General features: G+C 36.7%; 25 protein-coding genes. 22 read left to right on the top strand and 3 right to left on the bottom strand.

Translation table 11 applies throughout. The features are described 5' to 3' along the window. Positions 1-78 precede the first annotated feature (78 nt). The 8 genes from C237_RS0107640 to C237_RS0107605 all read left to right on the top strand — a co-directional run bounded on the left by C237_RS0107640 (position 79) and on the right by C237_RS0107605 (position 7,913). On the top strand, positions 79-1,260 hold the full coding sequence (locus C237_RS0107640; RefSeq protein WP_018675912.1) for an aspartate aminotransferase family protein: 1,182 nt from the start codon (positions 79-81) through the stop codon (positions 1,258-1,260). 123 nt (positions 1,261-1,383) lie between these two features. Then, positions 1,384-1,950 carry a 30S ribosomal protein S16 gene (locus C237_RS0107635; protein WP_018675911.1) on the top strand — a complete coding sequence of 189 codons (567 nt, stop codon included), beginning with the start codon at positions 1,384-1,386 and terminating at the stop codon, positions 1,948-1,950. A 13-nt stretch (positions 1,951-1,963) separates the two neighbouring features. After that, the gene (gene rimM, locus C237_RS0107630) at positions 1,964-2,488 is read left to right on the top strand and encodes a ribosome maturation factor RimM (RefSeq protein WP_018675910.1); all 525 of its coding nucleotides are present in this window, start codon (positions 1,964-1,966) and stop codon (positions 2,486-2,488) included. Positions 2,489-2,541: 53 nt separating this feature from the next. Continuing rightward, positions 2,542-3,588: a DNA polymerase IV gene (dinB, locus tag C237_RS0107625; protein ID WP_425413729.1), complete on the top strand. Its 1,047-nt coding sequence runs from the start codon at positions 2,542-2,544 to the stop codon at positions 3,586-3,588. A 215-nt stretch (positions 3,589-3,803) separates the two neighbouring features. Continuing rightward, positions 3,804-4,670, top strand: a complete 867-nt coding sequence (prmA, locus tag C237_RS0107620; RefSeq protein WP_018675908.1) for a 50S ribosomal protein L11 methyltransferase — start codon at positions 3,804-3,806, stop codon at positions 4,668-4,670. 138 nt (positions 4,671-4,808) lie between these two features. After that, positions 4,809-5,819, top strand: coding sequence for an NAD(P)H-dependent glycerol-3-phosphate dehydrogenase (locus C237_RS0107615; RefSeq protein WP_018675907.1), 1,011 nt, complete (start codon positions 4,809-4,811; stop codon positions 5,817-5,819). 10 nt (positions 5,820-5,829) lie between these two features. Further along, positions 5,830-6,435, top strand: a complete 606-nt coding sequence (locus tag C237_RS0107610; RefSeq protein ID WP_018675906.1) for an LURP-one-related family protein — start codon at positions 5,830-5,832, stop codon at positions 6,433-6,435. A 32-nt stretch (positions 6,436-6,467) separates the two neighbouring features. Continuing rightward, positions 6,468-7,913: an aminoacyl-histidine dipeptidase gene (locus C237_RS0107605; protein WP_018675905.1), complete on the top strand. Its 1,446-nt coding sequence runs from the start codon at positions 6,468-6,470 to the stop codon at positions 7,911-7,913. Positions 7,914-7,969: 56 nt separating this feature from the next. Here C237_RS0107605 and C237_RS0107600 read toward each other — a convergent pair whose 3' ends face one another. Continuing rightward, a complete protein-coding gene (locus tag C237_RS0107600) occupies positions 7,970-8,341 on the bottom strand; it encodes a DUF1573 domain-containing protein (RefSeq protein ID WP_018675904.1) in 372 nt (123 codons plus the stop codon). Positions 8,342-8,457: 116 nt separating this feature from the next. Between C237_RS0107600 and C237_RS0107590 the strand changes: the two genes are divergently transcribed. The 7 genes from C237_RS0107590 (at position 8,458) to C237_RS0107560 (ending at position 16,058) form a co-directional block, all read left to right on the top strand. Continuing rightward, positions 8,458-11,073, top strand: coding sequence for a valine--tRNA ligase (locus C237_RS0107590; protein WP_026315570.1), 2,616 nt, complete (start codon positions 8,458-8,460; stop codon positions 11,071-11,073). Between the two features lie 31 nt (positions 11,074-11,104). Beyond that, complete coding sequence (locus C237_RS0107585; RefSeq protein ID WP_018675901.1) at positions 11,105-11,746, top strand: DUF4241 domain-containing protein; 642 nt, start codon at positions 11,105-11,107, stop codon at positions 11,744-11,746. A 16-nt stretch (positions 11,747-11,762) separates the two neighbouring features. Further along, positions 11,763-12,650, top strand: coding sequence for a ribokinase (locus C237_RS0107580; protein ID WP_018675900.1), 888 nt, complete (start codon positions 11,763-11,765; stop codon positions 12,648-12,650). A 9-nt stretch (positions 12,651-12,659) separates the two neighbouring features. After that, positions 12,660-13,655, top strand: a complete 996-nt coding sequence (locus tag C237_RS0107575) for a LuxE/PaaK family acyltransferase (protein ID WP_026315569.1) — start codon at positions 12,660-12,662, stop codon at positions 13,653-13,655. Between the two features lie 94 nt (positions 13,656-13,749). Next, positions 13,750-14,283, top strand: coding sequence for an RNA polymerase sigma factor (locus C237_RS0107570; RefSeq protein WP_026315568.1), 534 nt, complete (start codon positions 13,750-13,752; stop codon positions 14,281-14,283). Beyond that, positions 14,273-14,983, top strand: a complete 711-nt coding sequence (locus C237_RS0107565) for a hypothetical protein (RefSeq protein WP_018675897.1) — start codon at positions 14,273-14,275, stop codon at positions 14,981-14,983. The genes C237_RS0107570 and C237_RS0107565 overlap by 11 nt, the downstream gene beginning before the upstream one ends. A 13-nt stretch (positions 14,984-14,996) precedes the next feature. Then, positions 14,997-16,058: a hypothetical protein gene (locus C237_RS0107560; protein WP_026315567.1), complete on the top strand. Its 1,062-nt coding sequence runs from the start codon at positions 14,997-14,999 to the stop codon at positions 16,056-16,058. Between the two features lie 71 nt (positions 16,059-16,129). Here C237_RS0107560 and C237_RS0107555 read toward each other — a convergent pair whose 3' ends face one another. Together C237_RS0107555 and atpD are read right to left on the bottom strand one after the other, a co-directional pair. Then, on the bottom strand, positions 16,130-16,414 hold the full coding sequence (locus tag C237_RS0107555) for a FoF1 ATP synthase subunit delta/epsilon (protein ID WP_018675895.1): 285 nt from the start codon (positions 16,412-16,414) through the stop codon (positions 16,130-16,132). A gap of 38 nt (positions 16,415-16,452) precedes the next feature. Continuing rightward, a complete protein-coding gene (gene atpD / locus C237_RS0107550; RefSeq protein ID WP_018675894.1) occupies positions 16,453-17,961 on the bottom strand; it encodes a F0F1 ATP synthase subunit beta in 1,509 nt (502 codons plus the stop codon). 140 nt (positions 17,962-18,101) lie between these two features. On the opposite strand from atpD, the gene C237_RS0107545 reads away from it, so the two are divergent. From C237_RS0107545 to C237_RS0107515, 7 genes are all read left to right on the top strand, one after another. Next, positions 18,102-19,022 (top strand): bifunctional riboflavin kinase/FAD synthetase, encoded by a 921-nt coding sequence (locus C237_RS0107545; RefSeq protein WP_026315566.1) that lies wholly within the window; start codon positions 18,102-18,104, stop codon positions 19,020-19,022. 76 nt (positions 19,023-19,098) lie between these two features. After that, complete coding sequence (locus tag C237_RS0107540) at positions 19,099-20,313, top strand: HD domain-containing protein (RefSeq protein ID WP_018675892.1); 1,215 nt, start codon at positions 19,099-19,101, stop codon at positions 20,311-20,313. A 467-nt stretch (positions 20,314-20,780) separates the two neighbouring features. Further along, positions 20,781-21,803 carry a UDP-3-O-(3-hydroxymyristoyl)glucosamine N-acyltransferase gene (lpxD, locus tag C237_RS0107535; RefSeq protein ID WP_018675891.1) on the top strand — a complete coding sequence of 341 codons (1,023 nt, stop codon included), beginning with the start codon at positions 20,781-20,783 and terminating at the stop codon, positions 21,801-21,803. Positions 21,804-21,807: 4 nt separating this feature from the next. Further along, positions 21,808-23,202, top strand: a complete 1,395-nt coding sequence (locus C237_RS0107530; protein WP_018675890.1) for a bifunctional UDP-3-O-[3-hydroxymyristoyl] N-acetylglucosamine deacetylase/3-hydroxyacyl-ACP dehydratase — start codon at positions 21,808-21,810, stop codon at positions 23,200-23,202. Between the two features lie 4 nt (positions 23,203-23,206). Next, positions 23,207-23,995 carry an acyl-ACP--UDP-N-acetylglucosamine O-acyltransferase gene (gene lpxA / locus C237_RS0107525; RefSeq protein WP_018675889.1) on the top strand — a complete coding sequence of 263 codons (789 nt, stop codon included), beginning with the start codon at positions 23,207-23,209 and terminating at the stop codon, positions 23,993-23,995. Positions 23,996-24,037: 42 nt separating this feature from the next. Next, positions 24,038-24,601, top strand: a complete 564-nt coding sequence (gene efp, locus C237_RS0107520) for an elongation factor P (protein ID WP_026315565.1) — start codon at positions 24,038-24,040, stop codon at positions 24,599-24,601. 60 nt (positions 24,602-24,661) lie between these two features. After that, positions 24,662-25,564 carry a UDP-3-O-(3-hydroxymyristoyl)glucosamine N-acyltransferase gene (locus C237_RS0107515; RefSeq protein WP_026315564.1) on the top strand — a complete coding sequence of 301 codons (903 nt, stop codon included), beginning with the start codon at positions 24,662-24,664 and terminating at the stop codon, positions 25,562-25,564. Positions 25,565-25,693: the final 129 nt, after the last annotated feature.

Genomic DNA, 25,693 nt, shown 5'->3' with positions numbered 1-25,693 from the left:
TTAGGCATTATGCTGTATGCGGTAATACACTCAAAACTCATCACTCAAACCTTTTACCTTAATTTATAATTTCAATCGATGCAACAAGATTTTTTTAAATACCAAGCACAGACCACGCCTTTTGCTTCAGGGTTTGAAGTGGATAGGGCAGAGGGTAATTTTATTTTTGATAAAAAAGGAAATGCTTATTTGGATTTTGTGGCGGGGGTTTCAGCAAACACTTTGGGACACTCGCATCCGAAAGTGCTAGAAGCAATAAAAACCCAAGCCGACCGCTACTTACATGTAATGGTCTATGGGGAATATGCCCAAGAAAAACCCGTGGCACTTTGTAAACTTTTGGCAGAGGCAACACCAGAACCTTTGGACATGACCTATCTTGTCAATAGCGGTGCAGAAGCTATTGATGGGGCTCTAAAATTAGCCAAACGCTATACGGGTCGTGAGGAAATTATTGCTTTTAAAGATGCCTATCATGGCAATACGCATGGAGCGCTAAGTGTAGCAGGGAATGAATATCATAAACGAGAGTTTCGTCCATTGTTACCGATGGTCAATTTTATAGAGTTTAATAAGGTGTCTGACCTTTCTAAAATCACCGAAAAAACGGCGGGCGTTGTGGTAGAAACCATTCAAGGGGCTGCAGGATTTGTAGTGCCCCACCCGAATTATTTAAAACAACTTAAAGCCCGTTGCGAGGAGGTGGGAGCGCTTTTAATTTTAGATGAAATTCAACCTGGATTTGGAAGAACGGGAAAACTATTTGCATTTGAGCATTATGGAATCGTTCCAGATATTTTAGTGATGGGCAAAGGCATGGGAGGTGGCGTTCCCGTAGGGGCATTTATGAGCTCTAAGGAAATTATGAAAAGTCTTTCTCACTCACCTAAGTTGGGACATATTACGACATTTGGAGGTAATCCATTAATTGCTGCGGCAAGCTATGCTACTCTAAAAGAAGTTTTAGAAAGTGGATTGATGGACGAGGTAGAAGAGAAAGAACAATTATTTAGAAGTTTACTGATACACCCAAAGATAAAACAAATTAATGGTAGAGGATTGATGTTGGCGGTAAACTTAGAAAACCCCGATTTTACACTAAAAGTAGCGAGCCGTTGTATGGAAAAAGGATTAATTGTATTTTGGCAATTGTACAGAAATGAATACCTGCGAATTTCGCCCCCGCTAACCATTACCAAAGAAGAGATTGAAAAAGGCTGCCGTATCATATTAGAAGCCATAGATGAGGTAGAAGGATAAGCCGAATTTTTAATGGGATTATTTCTAAAAATAAAATAAGATTAATTGGTAGATTGAAACTAAATAATTATCTTTGCAACCTTAAATATTAACAGGGACGAGTTCCCATAAAATCAATAATTTATGTCAGTAAAAATTAGATTACAAAGACACGGTAAAAAAGGAAAACCATTTTACCACATTGTAGTAGCCGATTCTAGAGCTAAAAGAGATGGTAGATTCATCGAAAAATTGGGAACTTACAACCCAGTATCTAGCCCAGCAGTCATTACATTAGATGTAGATGCCGCTGTAGATTGGTTACAAAAAGGTGCTCAGCCAACAGATACGGCAAGAGCGATTCTTTCTTACAAAGGAGCCCTTTACAAAAAACACTTACTAGGTGGTGTGGCTAAAGGTGCTTTTGACGAAGCAGAAGCTGAAAAAAGATTCAATGCTTGGTTAGAAGACAAAGAAGCTAGAATCCAAGGTAAGAAAGAAGGCGTAGCAAAATCTAAGGAAGAAGCTAAAAAAGCAGCAATTGAAGCGGAAGAAAAAGTAAACCAAGCGAGAATAGACGCTAGAAAAAAAGCAGAGGAAGAAGCTAAAGCAGCGGCTGAAGCAGAAGCAAAAGAGGCAGAAGCAACAGAAGCAACGCCTGCTGAAGAATCTGCAGAGGAAACTTCTAACGAAGAACAAGCAGACGCTTAATAACCTACAACCGATGCGAAAAGAAGATTGCTATTTACTTGGCAAAATCACTCGTAAGCACGGTCTTTCGGGAAATGTGATCTTAAAATTAGATACCGACCAACCCGAATTTTACAATAAACTGGAATCAATATTCATTGAAATCAATGGACTATTGGTTCCTTTTTTTATTGAAAAGCAACAGTGGCAAAAAACAGATACTAAAATTATTTTATTTAAAAATGCCAACGAAACTTTAGTGGAACAAACGCTAGGGAAGTCGGTGTTTTTACCATTATCTACATTGCCAAAATTAAAAGGTAAACAATTCTATTACCACGAAGTTATAGGCTTTGAAATTTTTGATGACCAACAGCAGTCTTGTGGTATGATCAAAGAAATTAACGACCAAACCGCACAGCATTATTTTATTCTCAACCGAGAGGGAAAAGAGGTGATTATTCCCATCATTAAAGATTGGATTCTGAATGTAGATAGAGAACAGAAAGCTATCCAAATGCAGTTACCCGAAGGCTTATTAGAAGTCTTTGCATCTTAGGGTTTAAACATTTTTTCATTTTGGAACGACAGCGAAAAATCATACATGTAGATATGGATGCTTTTTATGCGTCTGTAGAACAGCATGATTTCCCTGAATTAAAAGGCAAGCCTTTAGCCGTAGGAGGTGAACACAGAGGTGTTGTTGCGGCAGCGAGTTATGAGGCTAGAACCTATGGTGTGCGTTCGGCGATGCCTAGTAAAAGAGCCAAACAACTTTGTCCTCAACTCATTTTTGTAAAGCCTCGGTTTACCAGATATAAAGAAGTATCTCAACAAATCCGCAACATCTTTTTTGAATATACCGATTTAGTAGAACCACTCTCTTTAGACGAAGCGTATCTAGATGTTACCGAAAATAAAAAAGGGATAGACTCTGCCAATGCTATAGCCAAAGAAATTCGTCAAAAAATACTGGAAACTACGGGTTTAACGGCTTCGGCAGGGATTTCGATTAATAAATTCTTAGCTAAAGTCGCTTCGGATATTAACAAGCCCAATGGACAGAAAACCATTCATCCTAACCAAGTAGAACATTTTTTGGAGCAGTTGCCCATCGAAAAATTTTACGGCATTGGGAAAGTGACGGCTAATAAAATGTTTCAGTTAGGGATTTATAAAGGCTTACACCTTAAAGCAAAATCCTTAGAGTTTCTTACGCAGCATTTTGGTAAAGCGGGCGCACATTATTATCATATCGTTAGGGGGATTCATCACAGTCCCGTAAAGCCTCATCGGATTCCCAAAAGTGTTGGGGTAGAGCATACTTATTCGGAAGATATCATTACCGAGCAAGATTTAAGCGGTCAATTAAAAATGCTAAGTGAAGAACTGATACAGCGTTTGGAACGAAAAGAAGCTTTGGGTAAAACTTTAACCCTTAAAATTAAATATAAAGATTTTTCCCTTTTTACACGGAGTAAAACAAAGGATACTTACTATGAGTCTGCTTCGGAAGTTTACGAAATGGCAACTCTACTTTGGCGACATCGTCCGTTTGATAAGGCGGTTAGATTGCTTGGGTTATCCATTTCCAACCTCAATATTTCCGAGCAAAAGCAAGTGTATGTGCAATTGAAGATTCCGTTTGAGGAAGAGTAGATAATTGTACTAATGTATTGGTGTAAAATGTACCAATGTATGGAGGTTAGAAATTAGAGATTAGATTTTAGCCGTAGGACTATAAGTCGTAGGCAACTCAAAACCCAACCCTCAAAACTCATCACTTACCCTATGTACCTTAATTTATAATTTAACATTTATAATTAACTTAAAACTTCACCTATAATTCCTTACATTTGCAAAAACAGCAGTGTATGAATAATTATTTAGAGTTCGATTTTAAAGTAAAGCCTACCGAGCCTTGGAGTGAGATTCTAATGGCAGAATTGATAACCATTGGATTTGATAGTTTTACCGAAGAGCCAGATGGTATTTTGGGCTATATTCCGAAATCGGAATTTAATGAAGAAGATTTAAAATCATTATATCTTTTTAGTCAGGAGCAAGTTGAGATCCAATATTCTTATAAGGAAATGCCCAATATCAACTGGAATGAAGAATGGGAAAAGAATTTTTCGCCCATTAATGTAGAGGACAAAGTCTATATTCGTGCTGAGTTTCACGAACCACAATCTTACGACTACGAAATTGTTATTCAACCAAAAATGTCTTTTGGGACAGGGCATCACGCCACGACTTATTTGATGATTCAGCAAATGCTCAATATGAATTTTGAGGGTAAAAAAGTATTGGATATGGGCTGTGGCACTTCGGTGTTAGCACTGTTTGCTAAGATGAAAGGGGCTAAAGAAGTTTTAGCTATTGATATAGACCCATGGTCGGTAGAAAATTCAAAAGAAAATGCCGATCGCAATCAGTTAGACATTACAGTAAAAGAAGGTACAGCAGAACTATTGGGCGATGAAACTTTTGATATTATTTTAGCGAATATCAACCGTAATATTTTAATTTCGGATATCCCAACTTATGTATCGGTATTGGAGAAAGGTGGTAGTTTATTGCTATCAGGATTATGCTTTTTTGATGTAGATGATATTACGGAAGTTTGCACCGCAGAAGGTTTAACTTTAAAGCATAAAGTGCAAAGAGAAGAATGGGTGAGCCTTTGGTTAGAAAAGAAGCTTGAAGCTTTCCAACCTATATTTAAAAATTTAAACTAGGTCTAAGTAAGCATAAATTTTGCCATCAAAAAATCGTTTTGTTTACTATTTTTTGTAAGTTTGTGGGAATTTAATATTTTAAGTTAAGGCTAAAATTAAGGTCTTTACATTAAAATAAGATTAAAAAAAATCTACCAAATGGCTAAAAAGAGAAAGAAAACTCAACTGAAAGTTGGGGTAGTAGGTAGCGGTAGTTTTGCTACAGCCATCGCGAAGATGCTACAAGAAAACTGTAAATTGGTACACTGGTGCGTAAGAAGTGAATTTGTAAAGGGTGCCATAGAACTTAAAAAACATAATCCCACTTATCTACAAACGGTAGCGTTCAATACGAGATACCTAAAGTTGACTACAGATATTAATGAATTGGTAGACGCGTGCGAAATCATCATTCTTGCCACGCCATCCATCTACCTTTCTGATACGCTAGAAAAAATGACAGTCCCTTATGAAGGAAAGTTATTTGTTTCGGCAATCAAAGGGATTGTGCCAAAGCATAATGATATTGTAGCCCATTACTTAAGAGACGAATACGATATAGGCTTTAGAAATCAAGCGGTTATCGCGGGTCCTTGTCATGCAGAAGAGGTCGCTATGGAACGCCTATCTTACCTTACCTTAGCCACCGTAGAAGAAGAAAATGAAGCCAAGCTCAAAGAAATCTTTGAATCGGATTATATTAAAATCAATACCAGTCAGGATATTTTAGGTAATGAATATAGTGCTATTCTAAAGAATATTTACGCCATCGGGGCAGGTATGGCAAGTGGTTTAGGTTATGGAGACAACTTTCAGGCGGTGTATGTGTCTAATGCCATTAGAGAAATGGAAATCTTTTTAGATGCGGTGTATGATGCCCCAAGAGATGTCAACGAAAGTTCTTACTTAGGTGACTTATTGGTAACGGCTTATTCGCTATTTTCCAGAAACCGCTGTTTAGGAAATTTAATTGGTAAAGGCTATACCGTAAAATCGGCAATCCAGTCTATGAACATGGTGGCAGAAGGCTATTATGCCGCGGCATCGATTTACGAAACTGCCAAAGAAAAAAATCTAAAATTACCCATTGTAAATACCATTTACAATATTCTATATGAGGATAAAAATGTAGAAAAACAATTCAAAAAATTAACCTCTAAATTAACTTAAAACTAATATCATGACTTTAAACCATTTAAACTACCCTTTAGATTTCACATTTAAACTAACGACTTTGTCTAGCGATTTTAACATTACAGATGTTAATGGCAACCATGTGGCGTATGTAAGACAAAAAATGTTTAAGCTAAAAGAAGATGTCGTTATTTACAATAATGATAAAAAAGAAAAAGAACTTTTTAGAATTAAAGCCGACCGATGGTTAGACTTTAATGCGTCGTATACGCTAGAAGATGTGGTTAATCATAAACGCTTTGGGCGATTGGCAAGACATGGGGTGCGTTCACTTTGGAAAGCCCACTACGAGATTGTAAATGAAAAAGATGAAGTGAAATTTACGGTTTCTGAAGATAATGCGTTGGTAAAATATCTAGATGATATGGTAGGGAATATCCCTGTTTTAGGAATGTTCACGGGCTATATTCTTAATCCAACTTATTCGGTAAAAGATGCTTCGGGGAAAGCTTATTTTCAACTTAAAAAAATGCCTTCATTTTTTGGAAGAAAATTTAAATTAGAACGATTGATTGATATTGATGATGAAGAGGAAACTTTAGTGATTCTATCGTTGCTAATGATGGTCTTATTAGAAAAAAATAGAGGCTAATCTTAACATTAGAAAAAAAAATAAAATATATTATGAGTTTATTAAATTTAGAACCTCAAATCGTATGGAAGAATTTTTCTGCGCTTAACGAAGTGCCGAGACCTTCCAAAAAAGAAGAGAGAGTTATAGCGTTTATTAAAAACTTTGGGGAAAACCTAGGGTTTGAAACCACAGTAGATGCCACAGGAAATGTCATCATCCGTAAACCTGCTACCAAAGGTATGGAAAACAGAGAGCCTATCGTTCTGCAATCACATCTAGATATGGTTTGCCAAAAAAACAATGATGTCGATTTTGATTTCGATACCCAAGGGATTCAAATGTATGTGGATGGCGATTGGGTAAGGGCTAAAGGCACCACACTCGGGGCGGATAATGGTCTTGGTGTTGCCACTATTATGAGTATATTAGAAAGTGATGATATTCCACATCCCGCTCTTGAAGCATTATTTACTATTGATGAAGAAACGGGAATGACAGGGGCTTTTGGTCTAGAACCAGGTGTACTAAAAGGCAATATTTTGCTTAACCTAGATACAGAAGAAGACGATGAAATCGATATCGGCTGTGCGGGTGGCGTAGATGTAACTGTAAGCCATACTTTTAAGACGGAACCAATCTGTAAAGATGGATTTAAAATCACGGTTAAAGGCTTAAAAGGAGGGCATTCAGGAATGGATATCGATAAAGGTCTTGGCAATGCGAATAAATTGTTGTCTAGGTTATTGTTTTCGGGTGTAGAAGATGGTATCCAATTATTGAGTATTGATGCAGGAGGGCTTAGAAATGCGATACCAAGAGAAGGTCAAGTATTGTTTGCTATTGAGAACAAAGATTCGTTTTCTAAAACTTACCAAACTCTAAGAGAAGACATCTTAGAAGAGTATGCAAGTTTGGAAAGTGATATCAAAATAGAAATAGAAGAGGTAAAAGCCGAGGGCGAAGCGTTGAGCAAAGAAGATTCTAAAAAAGTGATATTAGCTCTAATGGCGGCACATAATGGTGTATTCCGTATGTCACCAGATGTGGAAGGCTTAGTTGAGGCATCGAACAATGTGGCTAGAGTAGAATTAAAAGAAGGACAATTTCAAGCGTTAAATTTAACGCGTTCTTCTGTAGAATCTAGTAAGTTTAATGTAGCCAACCAGCTAAAAGCGGTATTTGAATTAGCTGGAATGTCAGTTGAGTTTAGTGGTTCTTATCCAGGTTGGAAACCAAAGCCGGGAGCAGAAATCATTAAAGTTATGGAAAAGCTTTATGAGAAAGAATTTAACAGTAAGCCTCATGTGGTGGCTTGTCATGCAGGATTAGAATGTGGCATTATAGGTTCTAATTATCCTAAAATGGAAATGGTAAGTTTTGGTCCTACAATCAAAGGTGCACACTCGCCAGATGAAAGGGCTAGTATTTCTTCAACCCAAAAATTTTGGAAGTTTTTAAAAGAAATTTTAGCCAATATTCCAGAGAGAACGGTTTAAAATAAAATCCGCATCAACTCAGTTGATGCGGATTTTTAATATTATTATGATAAAAACTATTTTTTATCTTCCACCACTTCTCCTTTAATCCATACCACGCTTCTACCAGCTTCAGGGTCGTTAGAGAATACTTCAATTAATTTTTTGAAAGACCCTACGAGTTTCGTATTGTAGCCTACTTTTATTTTTGATGTTTCTCCAGGTAGAATCGGTTTTTTATCCCATTCAGACGCTGTACATCCACAAGAAGGTACTACTTTGCTAATAATTAATGGTTGCTTGCCTGTATTTTTAATCGTAAAATAGCGGTGTCCATCGGAACCTTTTTCTACTTTACCATAATCGAGTGTAGTTTTATCAAAACTGATGGTTTGTGCCGAGGCTAAAAAACCCGCAGTCAGCATCATACCGATTAAAATCTTTTTCATAAATTTAAGTTTTAGTATTACAAAGATATAAAATTCTAATTAAAAGTTCGTCTTCTAATTTTCTTTGTGTTATTTTTGCAAAAGATAAGCCAAACTTGATCATAAAATTACAAATTATGCAAATTTCAGATAAATATAATCCTCAAGATACAGAACAAAAGTGGTACAGCTACTGGTTAGAGAATAAATACTTCCATTCTACACCAGATGAGCGTCCACCATATACCATTGTAATTCCACCGCCTAATGTTACGGGAATTCTACACATGGGGCATATGCTGAACAATACCATACAAGATGTATTGATTCGTAGAGCGCGTATGAAGGGCTTTAATGCTTGCTGGCTACCGGGGACAGACCATGCCTCTATTGCTACTGAAGCCAAAGTGGTTGCTAAATTAAAATCCGAAGGGATAAAAAAATCGGATATCTCAAGAGAGGAATTTTTGAAACACGCATGGGATTGGACGCACCAATACGGAGGCACCATTTTAGAGCAGTTAAAAAAATTAGGTTGCTCTTGCGATTGGGATAGAACCCGATTTACGATGGAGGAAGCGTTGTCTAATCAAGTGATTCAGTCCTTTGTAGATTTGTATAATAAAGGTTTGATTTACAGAGGCTACCGAATGGTTAATTGGGATCCAGAGGCTAAGACCAATATTTCTGATGAAGAGGTGATCTTTAAAGAGCAAAATGGAAAACTTTACCATTTAAAATATAAAATAGAAGGTACTGAAGACTATCTAACTGTGGCAACTACGCGTCCTGAAACCATATTTGGGGATGTGGCATTGTGCGTAAATCCAGAGGACGAACGCTATCAACATCTTATTGGTAAAAAAGTTATCGTGCCAATTGTCAATCGGGCGATTCCAATTATTGCAGACGACTATGTAGATATTGAATTTGGGACAGGGATGTTGAAAATAACACCAGCCCATGATATGAATGACTATGAGATTGGACAAAAACATCAACTACAAATTATCGATGCTTTAGATGATGATGGTAAACTAAACCACCATGGATTACATTATGAAGGCAAAGACCGTTTTATAGTAAGAAAGGAAATCGCAAAAGAATTAGAAGAAAAAGGCTTACTCGCCAAAGCAGAAGACTATGTGAATAAAGTGGGAACTTCGGAAAGAACAGGGGCTGTGATAGAGCCTAAAATTTCTCAGCAATGGTTCTTAAAAATGTCTGAACTGGCTAAGCCTGCTCTAGATGCGGTAATGAATGATGATATAAAATTCTACCCAGAAAAGTTTAAAAACACTTATAAACATTGGATGGAAAACATCCGCGATTGGAATATCTCCCGTCAGCTGTGGTGGGGACAGCAAATTCCTGCCTACTATTATGGCGAAGGCGAGGCGGATTATGTAGTAGCGGAAAATGCAGAAAAAGCCTTAGAGCTAGCTAAAGAAAAATCTCAAAATCCAAACTTAGAACTTTCAGATTTAAAGCAGGACGAAGATGCTTTAGACACATGGTTCTCATCTTGGCTATGGCCGATGTCTGTTTTTGATGGTGTAGCAAATCCAAATAATGAAGATATCAATTATTATTATCCGACTACAGATTTGGTAACTGGACCAGATATTATTTTCTTTTGGGTAGCAAGGATGATTATGGCAGGGCTGGAATGGCGAGAGGCGATACCGTTTAAAAATGTTTATTTTACAGGAATTGTAAGGGATAAACAAAGACGAAAAATGTCTAAATCTCTAGGTAATTCCCCAGATCCTATTGAGTTGATGGAGCAGTACGGTGCGGACAGTGTTCGTGTAGGGATTTTATTAAGTTCTGCAGCGGGTAATGATTTATTGTTTGATGAAGACTTAATGCTACAAGGTCGAAATTTTGCGACTAAAATATGGAATGCCTATCGTTTGGTTCAAGGTTGGAATCAAGAGGATAAGCCTGCGGGTGCTGTAGAACAACAGACCATAGCGTGGTTTGAAAGTCAGTTGAATAAAACTAAAATTGAGATTGATGCTCAGTTTGATAAATTTAGAATTTCGGATGCGTTGCATTTGATTTACAAACTCATTTGGGACGATTTCTGTTCTTGGTATTTAGAAGCGGTAAAACCAAAATATGGCGAATCGATTTCTCAAGAGGTGTACAATCAAACCATTGCTTATTTTGAAGAATTATTGAAATTGTTACATCCATTTATGCCATTCTTAACGGAAGAATTATGGCAACACATTACCGAAAGAAGTCCAGAGGAAGCGTTGATTATTACACAGCAAGAGGAAGCAGGAGCGTTTAATCAAGTGTTAATTGATGATTTTGAAACGGCTAAAGAATGGATTTCGGGGATTAGAAATTATCGTCAAAACAAAGGAATTTCCCCTAAAGAAACCGTAGAGGTTTACACTAATGCTTCAGTTTTCGGTTTAGAAGCATTAGTTCAGAAATTGGGCAATGTTACTGAAATCCACTATGATGAAAAAACAGATAAACCAAGTTTTTCATTTTTGGTAGGGTCTACAGAATTGTCTATTCCTTTAAGCGAAAATTTAGATTTATCCGAAGAAAAAGCAAAAACAGAGGAAGAATTAAACTACCTTAAAGGCTTTTTGAAGTCGGTAGAGAAAAAATTGTCTAACGAAAAATTCGTCAATGGTGCTCCTGAAAAAGTAGTGGAAATGGAGCGTAAAAAGCAAAAAGATGCTCAAGATAAAATTGCTTTGTTAGAAGAAAAATTAAAAACACTTTAGCATAGATATTGTATCTTTTAATAAAAGTTTAATGAATCCAATACAAAATATAGCCAAACTATTTTCTAAGTCTTCTATGGAGCATCCCTCTGTAGAATCTTATGATGCTGGAACTATCCATCTGTCTACAGGGAAAGTGGTGGCGTGCGATCCACTTACCACACAAGATATGCAGCCATTTGAAATGAACTTTCCCAAAGGCGATTTTCCCGTTGTGGTACATAGGGAAAAAGACTCCCACTGCATAGCCTATGTAGAAATTGCTTTTTCTGATGCTATGGTTACAGCATGGCAACTGGCAACGACTAAAGGCCAAGATATCAAAGATTTAAAAAGCAATGAAATTTTTGGCTATCCCGTACAATCGGGTATGGGTTGTTTGATGGATTGGGAAACCCAAGACGCTTTAAACGCATTGGAGCAACAACTTTATAAAGAAAAAGGAGAGGAGTTTATGGGGATTTACGAGGAATTTTTTCATCAACATTTTTTTGATGATAACGGCGCTATCGACCAATATGCGAGCCTTGTACCTAATGAACAACTTAAAAATAATATTATCGCTTTTGAAACCGGTTACGGAGAGGGGTTCTATGCTTCCTACATAGGACTAGATGTTCAAGAGCAGCCAGTGAAACTTATCTCAGAATTTATTGAAATAAAAGTAGATTAAAACAAAAACTAATAATATGACACGAAGCACAGAACAACCAAAAATTGTAGTCGTGGGCAGTTCGTCTATAGATTTGATACTGAAAACTAACCATCATCCTCAGCCAGGAGATACCATTATGGCAAATTCTTCCGAAAATTTTTTTGGAGGCAAAGGTGCCAACCAAGCGGTAGGGACTTCTAGATTGGGAGCGCATACCTATTTTATCGGGAGTGTGGGGATGGATCCGTACGGACAGCAAATTTTAAGGCATCTGACGGACGAAAATGTAAATGTAGGCTTCGTGAGAGAAGATGGCGAACATGAAACAGGTACGGCGTATGTGATTGCCTCGCAGGGAAAAAATGCGATTATCGTTGCTCCTTCTGCTAATTATGCTTTAAAACCTAAGCATGTTCAGATTGCGGAGAAAGTATTTGTGGATGCCGACTTGGTATTAACCCAATTGGAAATCTCCGAAGAAGTGGTGATGAAAACTTTGGAACTGTGTAAAAAATACAATCGAAAACTGGGAGTCTACGCTTCACCAGCGAGAAAATTACCACAGGAATTGATTGATTATGCCAGTTTTATTGTGGCAAAAACCAATGATTTAGCAACTATTTTTGGCGAAGACCACAGCGAAGCAGTGTTACAAAAACTACCTAATAAATTGTTTTTAAGAGATGGGGTAAATTCTACTATTTACTATGATGGTTATGAAATGAAATACCTAAGAAATGACCCTGAAAAAGAGGCGAATAGAATGGGAATGGGTGATGCCTTTACCTCTGGATTTGCAGTCGCCATGTGTCAAGGTCAATCGGTAAGGGATTGCGTGAAATTTGGAAATTTAGTATCGCTAAAAGTAGCAGAACAAAGAGGTTCGCAAAAGGGATTACCATACGCTAAAGATTTAAAATAGGATAAGTCTATACCGATGATATTTGATATTTCCAATGAGCAAGATTTTGAAAAGGCTTGTTTAGAAACTTTTCGTCACCAATATCAACATGTTGCTGTTTATCAGAAGTTTGTAGATTATTTGAATATCAATCCAGAGGAGGTTAAAACTGTGGATGCGATTCCATTTTTACCGATTGAAATGTTCAAAAATCATACGGTTTTAGAAGAAGGAAAATCGGCATTATTATATTTTCAGAGTTCTGGAACTACACAATCATTGCTGTCTAAGCATTGGATTGCAGATGAATTACTTTACCAGAAAAGTATTTTTAAAAGTTTTGAACGGTTTATAGGAAAACCCAAAGAATTTGTGTTTTTGGGATTACTGCCTAATTATTTAGAGCGTCAAAATTCATCATTGGTTTATATGGTAGATTATCTGATGAAACAATCTGCCCAGCCCGAAAATGGCTATTTTCTTTACAATCATTTGGAGTTATTCCAAGTATTAGAGCGATTAAAAACTCAGCAGAAACCGACTATTTTATTCGGGGTTTCTTTCGCGTTATTAGATTTTATTGATACTCTAAAAGCCAATGGTCTAGTGATGCCCGAATTTCCTGAATTACGCATTATAGAAACGGGAGGTATGAAGGGTAGAAAAGAGGAAATGACCAAAGATGAGTTGCTAAAAATTCTAAAAACAGAGCTGAAAACACCCCAAGTATTTTCAGAATATTCCATGACAGAGCTCTTATCTCAGGCCTATTCATTAGGAGAAAATATTTACCAAACGCCTTCGTGGATGCGTATTCTTATCCGCCATATCGAAGACCCTTTATCTTATGTCGCACATGGTAGAACGGGAGCAATTAATATTATTGATTTAGCCAATCGCCATTCGTGTAGTTTCATTGCAACGCAAGATTTAGGGAAAACTCAACCACAAAACCCACTCACTTTTGAAGTATTGGGGCGTATAGACCATTCGGATATTCGAGGATGTAGTTTATTGGTTTCTTAATTTCTATCATAAATTTAATTGGAGAAAAGAAAATTTTTAATTTTCTCAGGCAACCTTTTTTATATTTTTGCGTCTTTAGTATAGAATGAAGGCTATGGTGGACGAATTTCAAAATGTATTTAAACGAGCACAGCAGCAAGATAGAACAGCACAAAAGCAGTTGTTCCAGCAATTTTCTGGAAAAATGCTGATGATAGTACAATCTTATGTCTCACAATCTGCGGATGCAGAAGATGTATTGATGGAAGCGTTTTATAAAGCGTTTACAAAAATTAATCAATGCCAGTGTGCAGAGGCGTTTTCTTCTTGGCTCAGGCGTATTGTAATTAATGAAGCCATTAGTTTTATTAGGAAACACCAACCAGTGCTGTATATAGACCATGAAATTCCAGATGAAGTAGAGGTGGAGTCGCTACCGCCAGAACTACCAATGGATTTACAGACCATCTTGGAAGCAATGCCGATAGGATATAGAATGGTGTTCAACCTCTATGTTTTTGAAGATAAAAAACACGCCGAAATTGCAGACATTCTAAATATTAAAGAAGGGACGAGTAAAAGTCAATACAACAAAGCTAAAAAATGGTTAAAAGCCTACCTAATCAAAGAGAAATATCATGAAAAATAATTTAAAATCTAACACACCATCTTGGAAAGAAGCCTACAAAACTTCCTATGAGGCTTCATCTAACGAAGTACCAGAGCAACTTTGGGAAAAACTTGAGGCACGCCTAAACCAAGCACAAGAGATACAACCAGCTACACCAAAATATAATGGGGTATGGCGCTATGCTGCGGCAGCAGTTTTGTTAATAGGATTTGCTTCTGTACTATTTTGGTTGAATAATACAGAAGACGCCTCTCTTCAAACACAGATTGTAAAACAAGAGCCAGTAGAAGTATCATCATCAACGATTAATTTGGATACAACGAAGGTTTTTGAAAACACCATTAAACCTAATAATATTCATGAGAAGGATTTAAAAGCAAAAGAGATAACGACCCAAAAAATAGCAGAACTTAATTCTAAACCCTCGGTTGAATCCTCGAAAGTTAAAGAATCATTACCGAAGATTATGCCTAAACAGCCACAAGGGACTCCAGAAGTGGATTTGAAACAATCTTTATCTAACCAAAATGGGGAAACGCAAGTGCCAGAGCAGTATGTATCTGCGGGGGATTTGTTATTCGGGCGTGAATTGGAAAAGGAAAAGAAACAAGGCTCTAAAGAAAAATTAGGACAAACTCAACCTTCCAAACCTTCTAAAGTAGAAAAAACAGAAGTTAAAATCTTAGGTGTTACAGTATATCAAAAAGAAGAATATTAAAAAAACTATTACGATGAAACAAACGGTATTAACATTAGTTTTAGCATTATGCTCGATTGGTGTCTATGGGCAACATACACAGTATGAAGTAAAAATGAAACGGTACAGCCAAAAAGTAGATAGTATTGTTCATAGCGAGAAACAACAGATGAATAGGGAGCTTACAGCGCTAGAAGAATTGTATAAAAAAGAGAACCGCTCTGCGGAAGAGTTAGTACAAGCTAAAAGCCAAGTGGCTCAGAAGTATGAAGCGAGAATAAATACCCAAATTGCTGCTGAAAAACAAGCGCTAGAGGAGTTGACTAAAGAACGCGTAAGGCTTTCAGTTTTTGGTATTCGTGCTACGGGTGTGGTAGATCATTATACAACCAGCACCCCTAAAAAAGTAAATACCCCTCGAAAACATAAGCCAACTAGAGATTTTACCATTAGTTATGGTTTTTTAAACTTAGCTTCGGCGAATGACTTCCATCCGTTTAATGCTAATTCAGCGATGCGATTTGGAAATACCCATTCTGTGGAACTTCAACTTAGAAAAGAGGTGCAGTTAGGCGAAAAAAATAGTCCATTATCACTAAAGTATGGTATTGGCTACCGTTCGGATACCTATATGCCGAAGCGACCCAATATCTTTACAGAAGATAATGAACAACTCAATGTACAAGCCTTTGATAAAGGGCGATTGAAGCGCTCTAAACTAAGAAATATCTATGCCGTAGTGCCTCTTGAATTTCAATACATTCTAAATCCTAAATACAAAACTTATGACGGAACGGAATATATTGACTATCGTAAAAAGCAATGGCGTATAGGCTTAGGTTTATATGGTGGACTAAAACTTAGAACGATTACTAAAGTGAAATATTATAATGCTGATGACCAATTCAAAAAATACCAAGACCGAATTGATAGTGGCGTGAATCCTTATATTTTTGGTGCCAAGTTATCGATGAGCTATGGTGGACTTTCTGTGTTCGTTAAAAAAGATTTTACTCCTATTTTTAATGATGATGCCCATCTACCATTCAAACACGGAATACAAGTGGGGGTAGATTTAATGAATATTAATTTTTAAGAATATACAAAAAAGAAAAAACCTTGAACTTCTTATGAAATTCAAGGTTTTTTTTATTGAAAATGGAATCATTATTCTTCGCAGAGAATAATGCCTTTATCATGATTAAACTCAATAACGCCACTTTTGATAGGTAAAGAATAGACAGAATCTTTTTCTTGTTCTTTGGAAAAGTTTTTAGAATACGGCTGAGCCACTTGGTCAGTATACAATTTCACTTTTCCACCGGTAAGAGAAGATACAATAGCGGCGTGGTTTTTCATAATATGAAACTCACCATTCTTGCCCGGTAAAAGTACCGATTCTACTTCTCCGTCAAAAGCGACATATTCTGGGGTTAATATTTTTATTTTCATTAGGTTTAACTTTAGGCTTATGCACTAAGCGTTAAAAATTATTTATTTTCAGAAAGCATTTTCTCTCCTGCTTCAATCGCTTCTTCAATGGTTCCTTTTAGGTTGAATGCTGCTTCTGGAAGATGGTCTAATTCTCCATCAATAATCATATTAAAGCCTTTAATAGTATCTTTAATATCTACTAATGAACCAGGAATCCCCGTAAACTGCTCTGCTACATGGAATGGCTGAGATAAGAATCTCTGTACCTTTCTAGCACGGTAAACCACCAATTTATCCTCTTCTGATAATTCTTCCATACCAAGGATGGCAATAATATCTTGAAGGGCTTTATATCTTTGTAAAATTTCTTTTACTCTCTGTGCACAGTTGTAATGTTCTTCTCCAATAATTTCTGGCGCTAAGATTCTAGAAGTAGAACCCAATGGGTCTACCGCTGGATAAATACCTAAAGAGGCAATTTTTCTAGACAATACCGTAGTTGCGTCTAAGTGGGCAAAGGTTGTTGCTGGAGCCGGGTCAGTTAAGTCATCCGCAGGTACATAAACTGCCTGTACAGATGTAATAGACCCATTTTTAGTGGAGGTAATTCTTTCCTGCATGGCACCCATTTCTGAGGCTAATGTTGGCTGATAACCTACGGCTGATGGCATACGACCAAGAAGTGCCGATACCTCAGAACCTGCCTGAGTAAAACGGAAAATGTTATCCACGAAGAATAATACATCTCTACCTTGTCCTGCTTCACCACCATCACGATAGTATTCTGCTAAAGTTAATCCAGAAAGTGCGACTCTCGCTCTTGCACCTGGAGGTTCGTTCATCTGTCCGAAAACGAAAGCTGCTTTAGATTCTTTCATCAATTCTGTATCTACTTTAGAAAGATCCCAACCACCTTCTTCCATAGAATGCATAAACTCATCTCCGTATTTAATAATACCAGACTCTAGCATCTCTCTTAGAAGGTCGTTCCCTTCACGCGTTCTTTCTCCTACTCCTGCGAATACAGAAAGCCCACCGTGACCTTTAGCAATATTGTTAATCAATTCCTGAATCAATACGGTTTTACCTACACCAGCACCTCCGAATAGACCAATTTTCCCTCCTTTTGCATAAGGTTCAATAAGGTCGATTACTTTAATTCCTGTATAAAGGACTTCGGCTGAAGTAGAAAGTTGATCGAATTTTGGAGCTTCTCTGTGGATTGGCAAACCGCCTTCTTTAGATAAGTCCTGTAATCCGTCAATGGCATCTCCTACCACATTGAAGAGTCTACCATTTACACCTTCGCCAATTGGCATGGTAATTTGGCGCCCTTGTCCTACTACCTCCTGACCTCTCTGAAGTCCGTCTGTAGCATCCATAGCGATACATCTTACTGTATCGTCACCAATGTGTTGCTCTACCTCTAGTACGAGTTTTTCGCCGTTATGTTTTGTAATTTCCAGTGCATCATAGATTTTTGGAAGGTCTTCCACTTCGCTAAATACAACATCTATTACTGGACCGATAATCTGAGAAATTTTTCCTTTAATTTGGTTTGCCATTTCTATTTTTTTTCTTGTGTGCAAATATAATCATTATAAATTAATTTACAATTGGTAAAAAAAAAGATTTTTATCATATTTGCAACATTGTTGTTTAATAGCGTTCAGTAAGCATTATATTCTGCGCTAATTTCTTTTTTATGAACATGATCACTTCTTTATCCGATTATCATCCAGATACACCTCTAGTATTGTCTATTGGTATGTTTGATGGCGTGCACTTAGGGCATCAAAGCATAATTAAAACATTAAATACCATTGCCCAGTCTCATCATTTTAAATCGGGAATTTTGTCTTTTTGGCCACATCCAAGATTGGTGTTTAATCCAGAATATTCATTAAAGTTATTGAACACCATAGAAGAAAAAACCGAACTTTTGGATGGTTTTGGGTTAGAGGTGTTATGCCTTCAGGACTTTAATGAAAGTTTTAGAACTCTATCCGCAGAAGACTTTGTAAAAAAGGTGTTGGTAGAGCAGTTGAATGTTAAACATTTGATTATCGGTTACGATCATCGGTTTGGGAAGAATCAAGCGGGGGATTTTTCATTATTGCAAAAGATGGCACCTCAATTAGGTTTTACAGTGCAGCAACTGGAAGCAATTGCTTTAGAAAATCAAAATATAAGTTCTACAAAAATTAGAGAGGCGCTAAAACAAGGGAAAATTAATGATGCCAATGCCATGTTGGGCTATCCTTATATGTTGCGCGGAAAAGTGATTCATGGTAAAAAAATAGGCAGAACTATTGGTTATCCTACCGCAAATCTGGAAATTGACCCACAGAAATTATTACCTAAAAATGGCGCTTATATCGTAGAGGTCTATATTGACGGGCAATTCTATAAAGGCATGATGAGTATCGGGACTAATCCAACGGTAGAAGGTAAATCTTTGAGTACAGAAGTTTATATTTTAAATTTTGATGAGGATATTTATGGTAAAGAAATCCAAGTTGAATTTAGAGATTTTCTGCATGAAGAAATTAAATTTGATGGGTTAGAAGCACTAATTGAAAAATTAGATGAGGATAAACTTTTAACTGAACAATTTGAATTTTAATCCAGTTGACCAAAAGGATACATAAGGTAGACGACTAAAAATATCCTTACCTTTGCCAAAATTTGATTGTCAGTTTATGAGCCATACCAACAAACTCAAAATTATCAACGACCCTGTTCATGGATTTATCAAAATCCCCCACGAAATATTATTTGATGTTATAGAACATCCGTATTTTCAAAGATTGAGGCGAATTTCTCAAACGGGCTTACTCAATTTAATTTTTCCTGGGGCAACACATACGCGTTTCCATCATGCCATTGGTGCGATGCATCTGATGTTTACCGCTTTAGAAACTTTGAAATTAAAAGGCGTTAAAATCAGTAAAGAAGAGGAAAAGTCGGCGATGTTGGCCATTCTTTTACACGATATTGGGCATGGTCCATTTTCACACGCTTTAGAATCGGTATTGATGGAGGACTGGCATCACGAAAAGTTGTCCTTATTATTAATGAACCGTTTAAATGAGAAATTTTCTGGGGCATTATCTACTGCGATATTGATGTTTCAAGGACGGTATCCCAGACAGTTTTTCAATCAACTGATTTCCTCTCAATTGGATGTAGACCGATTGGATTACCTAAAGCGCGATAGTTTTTTCACGGGTGTTTCCGAAGGAAATATCAATACGCAACGCATTATTTCTATGATGAATGTTGCGGATGATGAGTTGGTCGTTGATGCTAAAGGTATTTATTCTATAGAAAACTTTTTGACGGCGCGTATGCTGATGTATTGGCAAGTGTATTTCCATAAAACGGCATCTTTAGCTGAGTTTTTGTTAATCAAAATTTTAAGTAGAGCTAAAACGCTTATCGCAGAAGGACATCACTTGGAAGCATCTGAAAATCTAAAATACTTTTTATATAAAACCAATTTTGAATCGGTTTCCGAAGAAGATTTGCACCAGTTCACTTCGTTGGATGATACAGATATTTTACAAGCAATTAAAATTTGGCAGTTCGATAAGGATTTAGTTTTATCATATTATTGCCGCGCGATTATCAATCGACAATTACCTAAGACTATTATTTCCTCTAAACCTTTTAATCCAGAGTTTGTGGCGTCTAAAATAAAAAAAGTTAACCATAAATTTGGAACCCAAGAGGGAGCGTTTTTTGTAAATCAAATTAATAGAACCTTGTTGCCTTACGACCATGAGCGGCAACCTATTTATTTAATAGAAAAAGATAAAACCAAAACCCGTTTAGAGGCTTCCGAACAATCTATCCTTATCGATAGTCTAAAACAGCCAACTAAAAAATACATCTTGGCATTTCCGAGATTGTGAAAGAAGGGTTAAAGGTTAAGTTTTAAGTGAAAAGTGATGAGAGTTGAGTGGCTTATGGCTTGTAGCCTATTGCCTCCATTTAAAATGTTGAATTATAGATTATAAATTAAGTGTTGAGTTTTGAGTGATGAGGGTTGGTAGCTGCCTATTGCAATTTAAAATGCTAAACTATAGATTATTAATGGAAGTAATCCTGTCACTCTAAACTTGTTTCAGAGTCTGCCTATAAGAATCATAAGGTAATTGTAAAGATGCTAAGTTTTTAACAGCTTACGGCTTAAAGCTTACTGCCTACGGCATATAGATGAAAGGCTAAGTATTAAGTTAAAAGTGGTGAGTATTGAGTAATCTGGTGCTTACCGCAATCATCTAAAATCTAAGTTCTAGGCTCTAATTTCTATCTTGCTTCAATATTTTTTTGCATTAAAATCAAAATAAAATCTGATAAATTATTATCTTTGCACGATATGGAGTTCAAAGCGTCACAAATCGCAGAGGTCATCGAAGGTAAAATTATCGGTGATGAAAATGCGCTAATCACAGGAGTTTCACCCATAGAAAGCGGTGAGGCAGGGCATCTATCTTTTGTAGGACAAGAGAAATTTGCTCATTATATTGAGGATACACCATGCTCAGTATTAATTGTTTCAGAAAAATTACTCACCCAATCTGAGTATAAACCTACCATTATTGCTGTAGAAGATGCTTATTTATCTTTTCAGGTATTGATGAATCTTTACAGCGAAATGAAACAAGATAAAAAAGTAGGAATAGACCCACAAACTTCGGTACATGATACGGCAAGTATCGGAAAAGAAGTCTTTGTTGGGGCTTTTTCTTTTATATCAGAAAAGGTAAAGATAGGGGATGATACTCAAATCGCCTCTCAAGTTTTTATTGGAAAACATGTAAAGATTGGGAAAAATTGTAAGATTAATAGTGGGGTAAAAATCTATGATGGTTGTATTATTGGTGATAATTGCATCATCCATTCTAATACCGTAATCGGTGGTGATGGATTTGGTTTTCAGCCTAGCCCAGAAGGATTTAAAAAAATTCCACAATTAGGCAATGTGATTTTAGAAAACGATGTGGAAATTGGCTCTAATTGCAGTATCGACCGTGCGACTATTGGCTCCACAATTATTGGTCAAGGAACTAAAATAGATAACTTGATACAAATTGCCCACAATGTGAAAATCGGAAAGAATAATGTAATAGCGGCGCAAGCAGGAATTGCTGGCTCTACAACCATTGGCGATTGGAATCAAATTGGCGGTCAAGTGGGTATTGTAGGACATATTACCATTGGTAATCAAGTGAAAATCCAAGCCCAAAGTGGCGTGAATAACAAAGTTTCAGACGGCGAAATTCTATATGGTTCACCCGCTATTTCAGCAGGGGATTTTAGAAGAAACTATGTGCATTTTAGAAACTTTGGAAAAATTGTAGACCGTATCAATCAATTAGAAAAAAACTCAAAAGACTAGACTTATGAGTGATAAGCAAAAAACTTTAAAAGAAGCAGTTACCCTTTCGGGGATTGGACTGCATACAGGTAAGGAAGTGAACCTTACGATAAAACCAGCTAAGGAAAATACAGGATTTGTATTTGTAAGAACCGACTTAGAAGGTCACCCTCAAGTAGAAGCCGATGTTAATTATGTCACTACGACAGAACGCGGTACAACTATTGAAAAATTAGGGGTTAAAATTCACACTACGGAACATCTTTTGGCAGCCTTAGTGGGGTTAGATATAGATAATGCCATTTTAGAAATGGATAATGCAGAACCTCCGATTTTAGATGGGTCTTCAAAATCTTTTATCGAAGCCATTGAAAAAGTAGGGATTGAAGAGCAAAATCAATTAAGGGAATATTTAGTCATCAAAGAAGTGATGAATTATGTAGACCCTAATTCTGGCTCTGAAATTACGATTATCCCTTCGGATAAATATGAAGTGACCACGATGGTGGATTTTGGAACCAAAGTTTTGGGGACGCAAAATGCTACGATGAAAGATATTTCCGAATTTAAGGATCACTTTTCAGATGCGCGTACTTTCAGTTTTTTACACGAAATAGAAATGTTGCTAGAACACGGCTTGATAAAAGGAGGCGATATTAGCAACGCGATTGTTTATGTGGATAAAGAGCTAACCCCAGAAACTACCGAAAAACTAAAAAAAGTATTTAAAAAAGAAGATATTTCCATTCGCCCGAATGGTATTTTAGATAACCTTACGCTAAACTACCCTAATGAAGCGGCAAGACACAAACTTTTAGATGTGATTGGTGACTTGGCTTTAGTTGGGGTAAAAATAAAAGGTAAAGTAATCGCTAATAAACCGGGACACTATGTGAATACCCAGTTTGCGAAAAAACTAAATAGACAATGGAAACTTCAAAAAAAGAAGAATGTTCCAGACTTTAATTTAGATAAAGAGCCCGTATATGATATCAACGGGGTTATGAATCTACTGCCTCACCGACCACCATTTTTACTAATTGATAAAATTTTGGAACTATCGGAAAACCATGTGGTAGGGGTTAAAAATGTGTCTATGAACGAGCCTTTTTTTGTAGGGCATTTTCCTAAAGAACCAGTAATGCCAGGCGTGTTACAGATTGAAGCTATGGCACAGGCAGGAGGGGTTTTAGTGTTATCTAGTGTTCCAGACCCAGAAAATTATTCTACCTACTTTGTGAAGATAGACAAGGTTAAGTTCAAGAAAAAAGTGGTGCCAGGAGATACGCTGATTTTCAAAATTGAACTTATGGAACCTATCCGCCGAGGGATTGTGCATATGCAAGGCTATGGTTATGTGGGCAACAGCGTAGTAGTAGAAGCAGAACTGATGGCACAAGTGGCAAAAACTAAAAACTAAACCTATGATTCATCAACTAGCGGCTGTAGATAGACGCGCCAAAATAGGAAGCAATGTTACAGTAGAACCTTTTACCACTATTGCTGCGGATGTAGAAATTGGAGAAGGCACTTGGATTGGTCCTAATGTTACGATTATGAATGGGAGTAGAATCGGTAAAAATTGTAAAATTTTTCCTGGGACTGTTATTGGCGCTATTCCTCAAGATTTAAAATTTGATGGGGAAGATTCGCAGGCGATTATTGGGGATAATACCACCATTCGCGAATGCGTAACCGTTAATAGAGGGACTAAAGCACTGGGCTATACAAAAGTAGGAAATCATTGCTTGATTATGGCGACGGCTCATATTGCCCATGATTGTGTTTTGGGTGACCATGTCATCATTGTGAATGGTTGTGGTATTGCAGGACATGTGGAAATTGGAGATTATACTATTATGGGCGGGCTTTCAGCGGTTCATCAGTTTGCTAAAATTGGACAACATGTGATGATTTCTGGTGGAACTCTCGTAAGAAAAGACATTCCACCGTATATTAAAGTAGCAAGAGAGCCAATGAGCTATGCTGGAATTAATTCTGTTGGATTAAGAAGAAGAGGTTTTTCTAATGATAAGATTTTTGAAATTCAAAAAATTTATCGCGCTATTTTTCAAATGAAAATGAATGTGTCCCAAGCGGTATCCTATATTGAAAAAGAAATGCTTCCAACGGCAGAGCGAGATGAAATTTTACAATTCATCCAAAATTCACCTAGAGGAATTGTAAAGGGCTATGGCACGAGTAAAGATTAAAAATATAATAGATAAAATAAGATAAAAATACGAGATAATATTATGGCAACAACATCGGATATTAGAAAAGGACTTTGTATTAATTACAGTAATGATATTTACAAAGTCATAGAGTTTCTTCATGTGAAACCAGGTAAAGGACCAGCGTTCGTTAGAACAAAATTAAAATCGGTAACCAATGGTAAAGTGGTAGATAATACTTTTTCAGCAGGTCATAAAATTGATGAGGTAAAAGTTATCACCAGAAAATTTCAATATCTATACGATGATGATAATGGATTCCACTTTATGAATAATGATGATTTTTCTCAAATCTATATTGATAAAGAAATGATTGAAAATGCCCAATTTATGAAGGCAGGGGAGGAAGTGACCATCATCATGAAAGAAGAAGATGAAACGCCTCTATCCGCAGAAATTCCACCAACGGTATATTTAGAAGTGGTAGAAGCAGACCCAGGTGTTAAAGGAAACACAGCGACCAACGCACTTAAAAATGCCATTGTAGAAACTGGCGCAAGAGTAATGGTGCCTCTTTTTATAGAACCAGGCGACAAAATCAAGGTAAACACCGAGGACGGAAGTTATTTAGAGCGTGTAAAATAAATTAATTAAAAGGTTTGGTCAGTACTGGCTAAACCTTTTTATATGCAAAGATTAGGCATTATGAAATTTTCACAACCTCAAACTTTAAAATCCATAGCGCAACTGATTCAAGCAAAATCTATTGGTGCTGATGATTTTCCCATACTTGGGACTAATGAAATCCATCGAGTGGAAGCGGGGGACATTGTATTCGTAAATCATCCTAAATATTATGATAAAGCACTACAATCTGCCGCTACTATTATTTTGATTGATAAAGAAGTGCCGTGTCCTGAAGGTAAAGCCTTATTAATTTCGGACGACCCATTTAGAGATTTTAATAAAATCAATACGCATTTTGTCCCAGTGGACCATTTTAAAGCAGAGTCTAAAGATACGGTAATTGGTGAAGGCACATTTATCCATCCTTCAGCAGTGATTGGTAATGGGGTGAAAATTGGAAAAAATTGTCATATTTATCCTAATGTAGTCATTGGTGATAGAACGATAATCGGCGATCATGTCATCATCCAATCCAACACGGTGATTGGCGGTGATGCCTTTTATTATAGAAAGGTAGATGGGAAATTTGATAGATTGATTTCGGTGGGGCATGTCGTTATTGAAAATGATGTAGAAATAGGAAATAATTGCACTATTGATAGAGGAGTAACAGCGGAAACGATTATTGGGGAAGGTAGCGTTCTTGATAACCAGATTCAGGTTGGGCATGATACCATTATCGGTAAACGCTGTTTGATTGCTTCACAAGCGGGGATTGCAGGATGTTGCATTATAGAAGATGAGGTGACCATTTGGGGGCAGGTAGGAATGGCATCTGGTGTTCGTGTGGAAAAAGGTGCGGTGTTATTAGCAAAATCGGGCGTCAATAAAAACTTAAAAAAAGGAACTTATTTTGGTTTACTTGCAGATGATTTTAGGTCGTATTTGAAAAAAGAAGCCAAATTAAAAAATTTGAAATAAAATAATTTTTTCATCTCTCTAAAAATGACTAAATTTACCGAAATTATTTTTAGGAAGGATTAAAACATTAAACACTTTCAAATGAAATAATTAAGTCTTAATGAGATACTCTAAAAATGAGTATGATAA

This window comes from Riemerella columbina DSM 16469 (assembly GCF_000374405.1).
Classification (GTDB): domain Bacteria; phylum Bacteroidota; class Bacteroidia; order Flavobacteriales; family Weeksellaceae; genus Riemerella; species Riemerella columbina.
This window is presented reverse-complemented; position numbering and strand designations above follow the sequence as displayed.

Excerpts from the sequence above, each read along its gene's own strand:
- C237_RS0107640 (WP_018675912.1), top strand. The coding sequence starts at position 79 with ATGCAACAAGATTTTTTTAAATACCAAGCACAGACCACGCCTTTTGCT.
- C237_RS0107635 (WP_018675911.1), top strand. The coding sequence starts at position 1,384 with ATGTCAGTAAAAATTAGATTACAAAGACACGGTAAAAAAGGAAAACCA.
- rimM (WP_018675910.1), top strand. The coding sequence starts at position 1,964 with ATGCGAAAAGAAGATTGCTATTTACTTGGCAAAATCACTCGTAAGCAC.
- dinB (WP_425413729.1), top strand. The coding sequence starts at position 2,542 with ATGGATGCTTTTTATGCGTCTGTAGAACAGCATGATTTCCCTGAATTA.
- prmA (WP_018675908.1), top strand. The coding sequence starts at position 3,804 with ATGAATAATTATTTAGAGTTCGATTTTAAAGTAAAGCCTACCGAGCCT.
- C237_RS0107615 (WP_018675907.1), top strand. The coding sequence starts at position 4,809 with ATGGCTAAAAAGAGAAAGAAAACTCAACTGAAAGTTGGGGTAGTAGGT.
- C237_RS0107610 (WP_018675906.1), top strand. The coding sequence starts at position 5,830 with ATGACTTTAAACCATTTAAACTACCCTTTAGATTTCACATTTAAACTA.
- C237_RS0107605 (WP_018675905.1), top strand. The coding sequence starts at position 6,468 with ATGAGTTTATTAAATTTAGAACCTCAAATCGTATGGAAGAATTTTTCT.
- C237_RS0107600 (WP_018675904.1), bottom strand. The coding sequence starts at position 8,341 with ATGAAAAAGATTTTAATCGGTATGATGCTGACTGCGGGTTTTTTAGCC.
- C237_RS0107590 (WP_026315570.1), top strand. The coding sequence starts at position 8,458 with ATGCAAATTTCAGATAAATATAATCCTCAAGATACAGAACAAAAGTGG.
- C237_RS0107585 (WP_018675901.1), top strand. The coding sequence starts at position 11,105 with ATGAATCCAATACAAAATATAGCCAAACTATTTTCTAAGTCTTCTATG.
- C237_RS0107580 (WP_018675900.1), top strand. The coding sequence starts at position 11,763 with ATGACACGAAGCACAGAACAACCAAAAATTGTAGTCGTGGGCAGTTCG.
- C237_RS0107570 (WP_026315568.1), top strand. The coding sequence starts at position 13,750 with ATGGTGGACGAATTTCAAAATGTATTTAAACGAGCACAGCAGCAAGAT.
- C237_RS0107565 (WP_018675897.1), top strand. The coding sequence starts at position 14,273 with ATGAAAAATAATTTAAAATCTAACACACCATCTTGGAAAGAAGCCTAC.
- C237_RS0107560 (WP_026315567.1), top strand. The coding sequence starts at position 14,997 with ATGAAACAAACGGTATTAACATTAGTTTTAGCATTATGCTCGATTGGT.
- C237_RS0107555 (WP_018675895.1), bottom strand. The coding sequence starts at position 16,414 with ATGAAAATAAAAATATTAACCCCAGAATATGTCGCTTTTGACGGAGAA.
- atpD (WP_018675894.1), bottom strand. The coding sequence starts at position 17,961 with ATGGCAAACCAAATTAAAGGAAAAATTTCTCAGATTATCGGTCCAGTA.
- C237_RS0107545 (WP_026315566.1), top strand. The coding sequence starts at position 18,102 with ATGAACATGATCACTTCTTTATCCGATTATCATCCAGATACACCTCTA.
- C237_RS0107540 (WP_018675892.1), top strand. The coding sequence starts at position 19,099 with ATGAGCCATACCAACAAACTCAAAATTATCAACGACCCTGTTCATGGA.
- lpxD (WP_018675891.1), top strand. The coding sequence starts at position 20,781 with ATGGAGTTCAAAGCGTCACAAATCGCAGAGGTCATCGAAGGTAAAATT.
- C237_RS0107530 (WP_018675890.1), top strand. The coding sequence starts at position 21,808 with ATGAGTGATAAGCAAAAAACTTTAAAAGAAGCAGTTACCCTTTCGGGG.
- lpxA (WP_018675889.1), top strand. The coding sequence starts at position 23,207 with ATGATTCATCAACTAGCGGCTGTAGATAGACGCGCCAAAATAGGAAGC.
- efp (WP_026315565.1), top strand. The coding sequence starts at position 24,038 with ATGGCAACAACATCGGATATTAGAAAAGGACTTTGTATTAATTACAGT.
- C237_RS0107515 (WP_026315564.1), top strand. The coding sequence starts at position 24,662 with ATGAAATTTTCACAACCTCAAACTTTAAAATCCATAGCGCAACTGATT.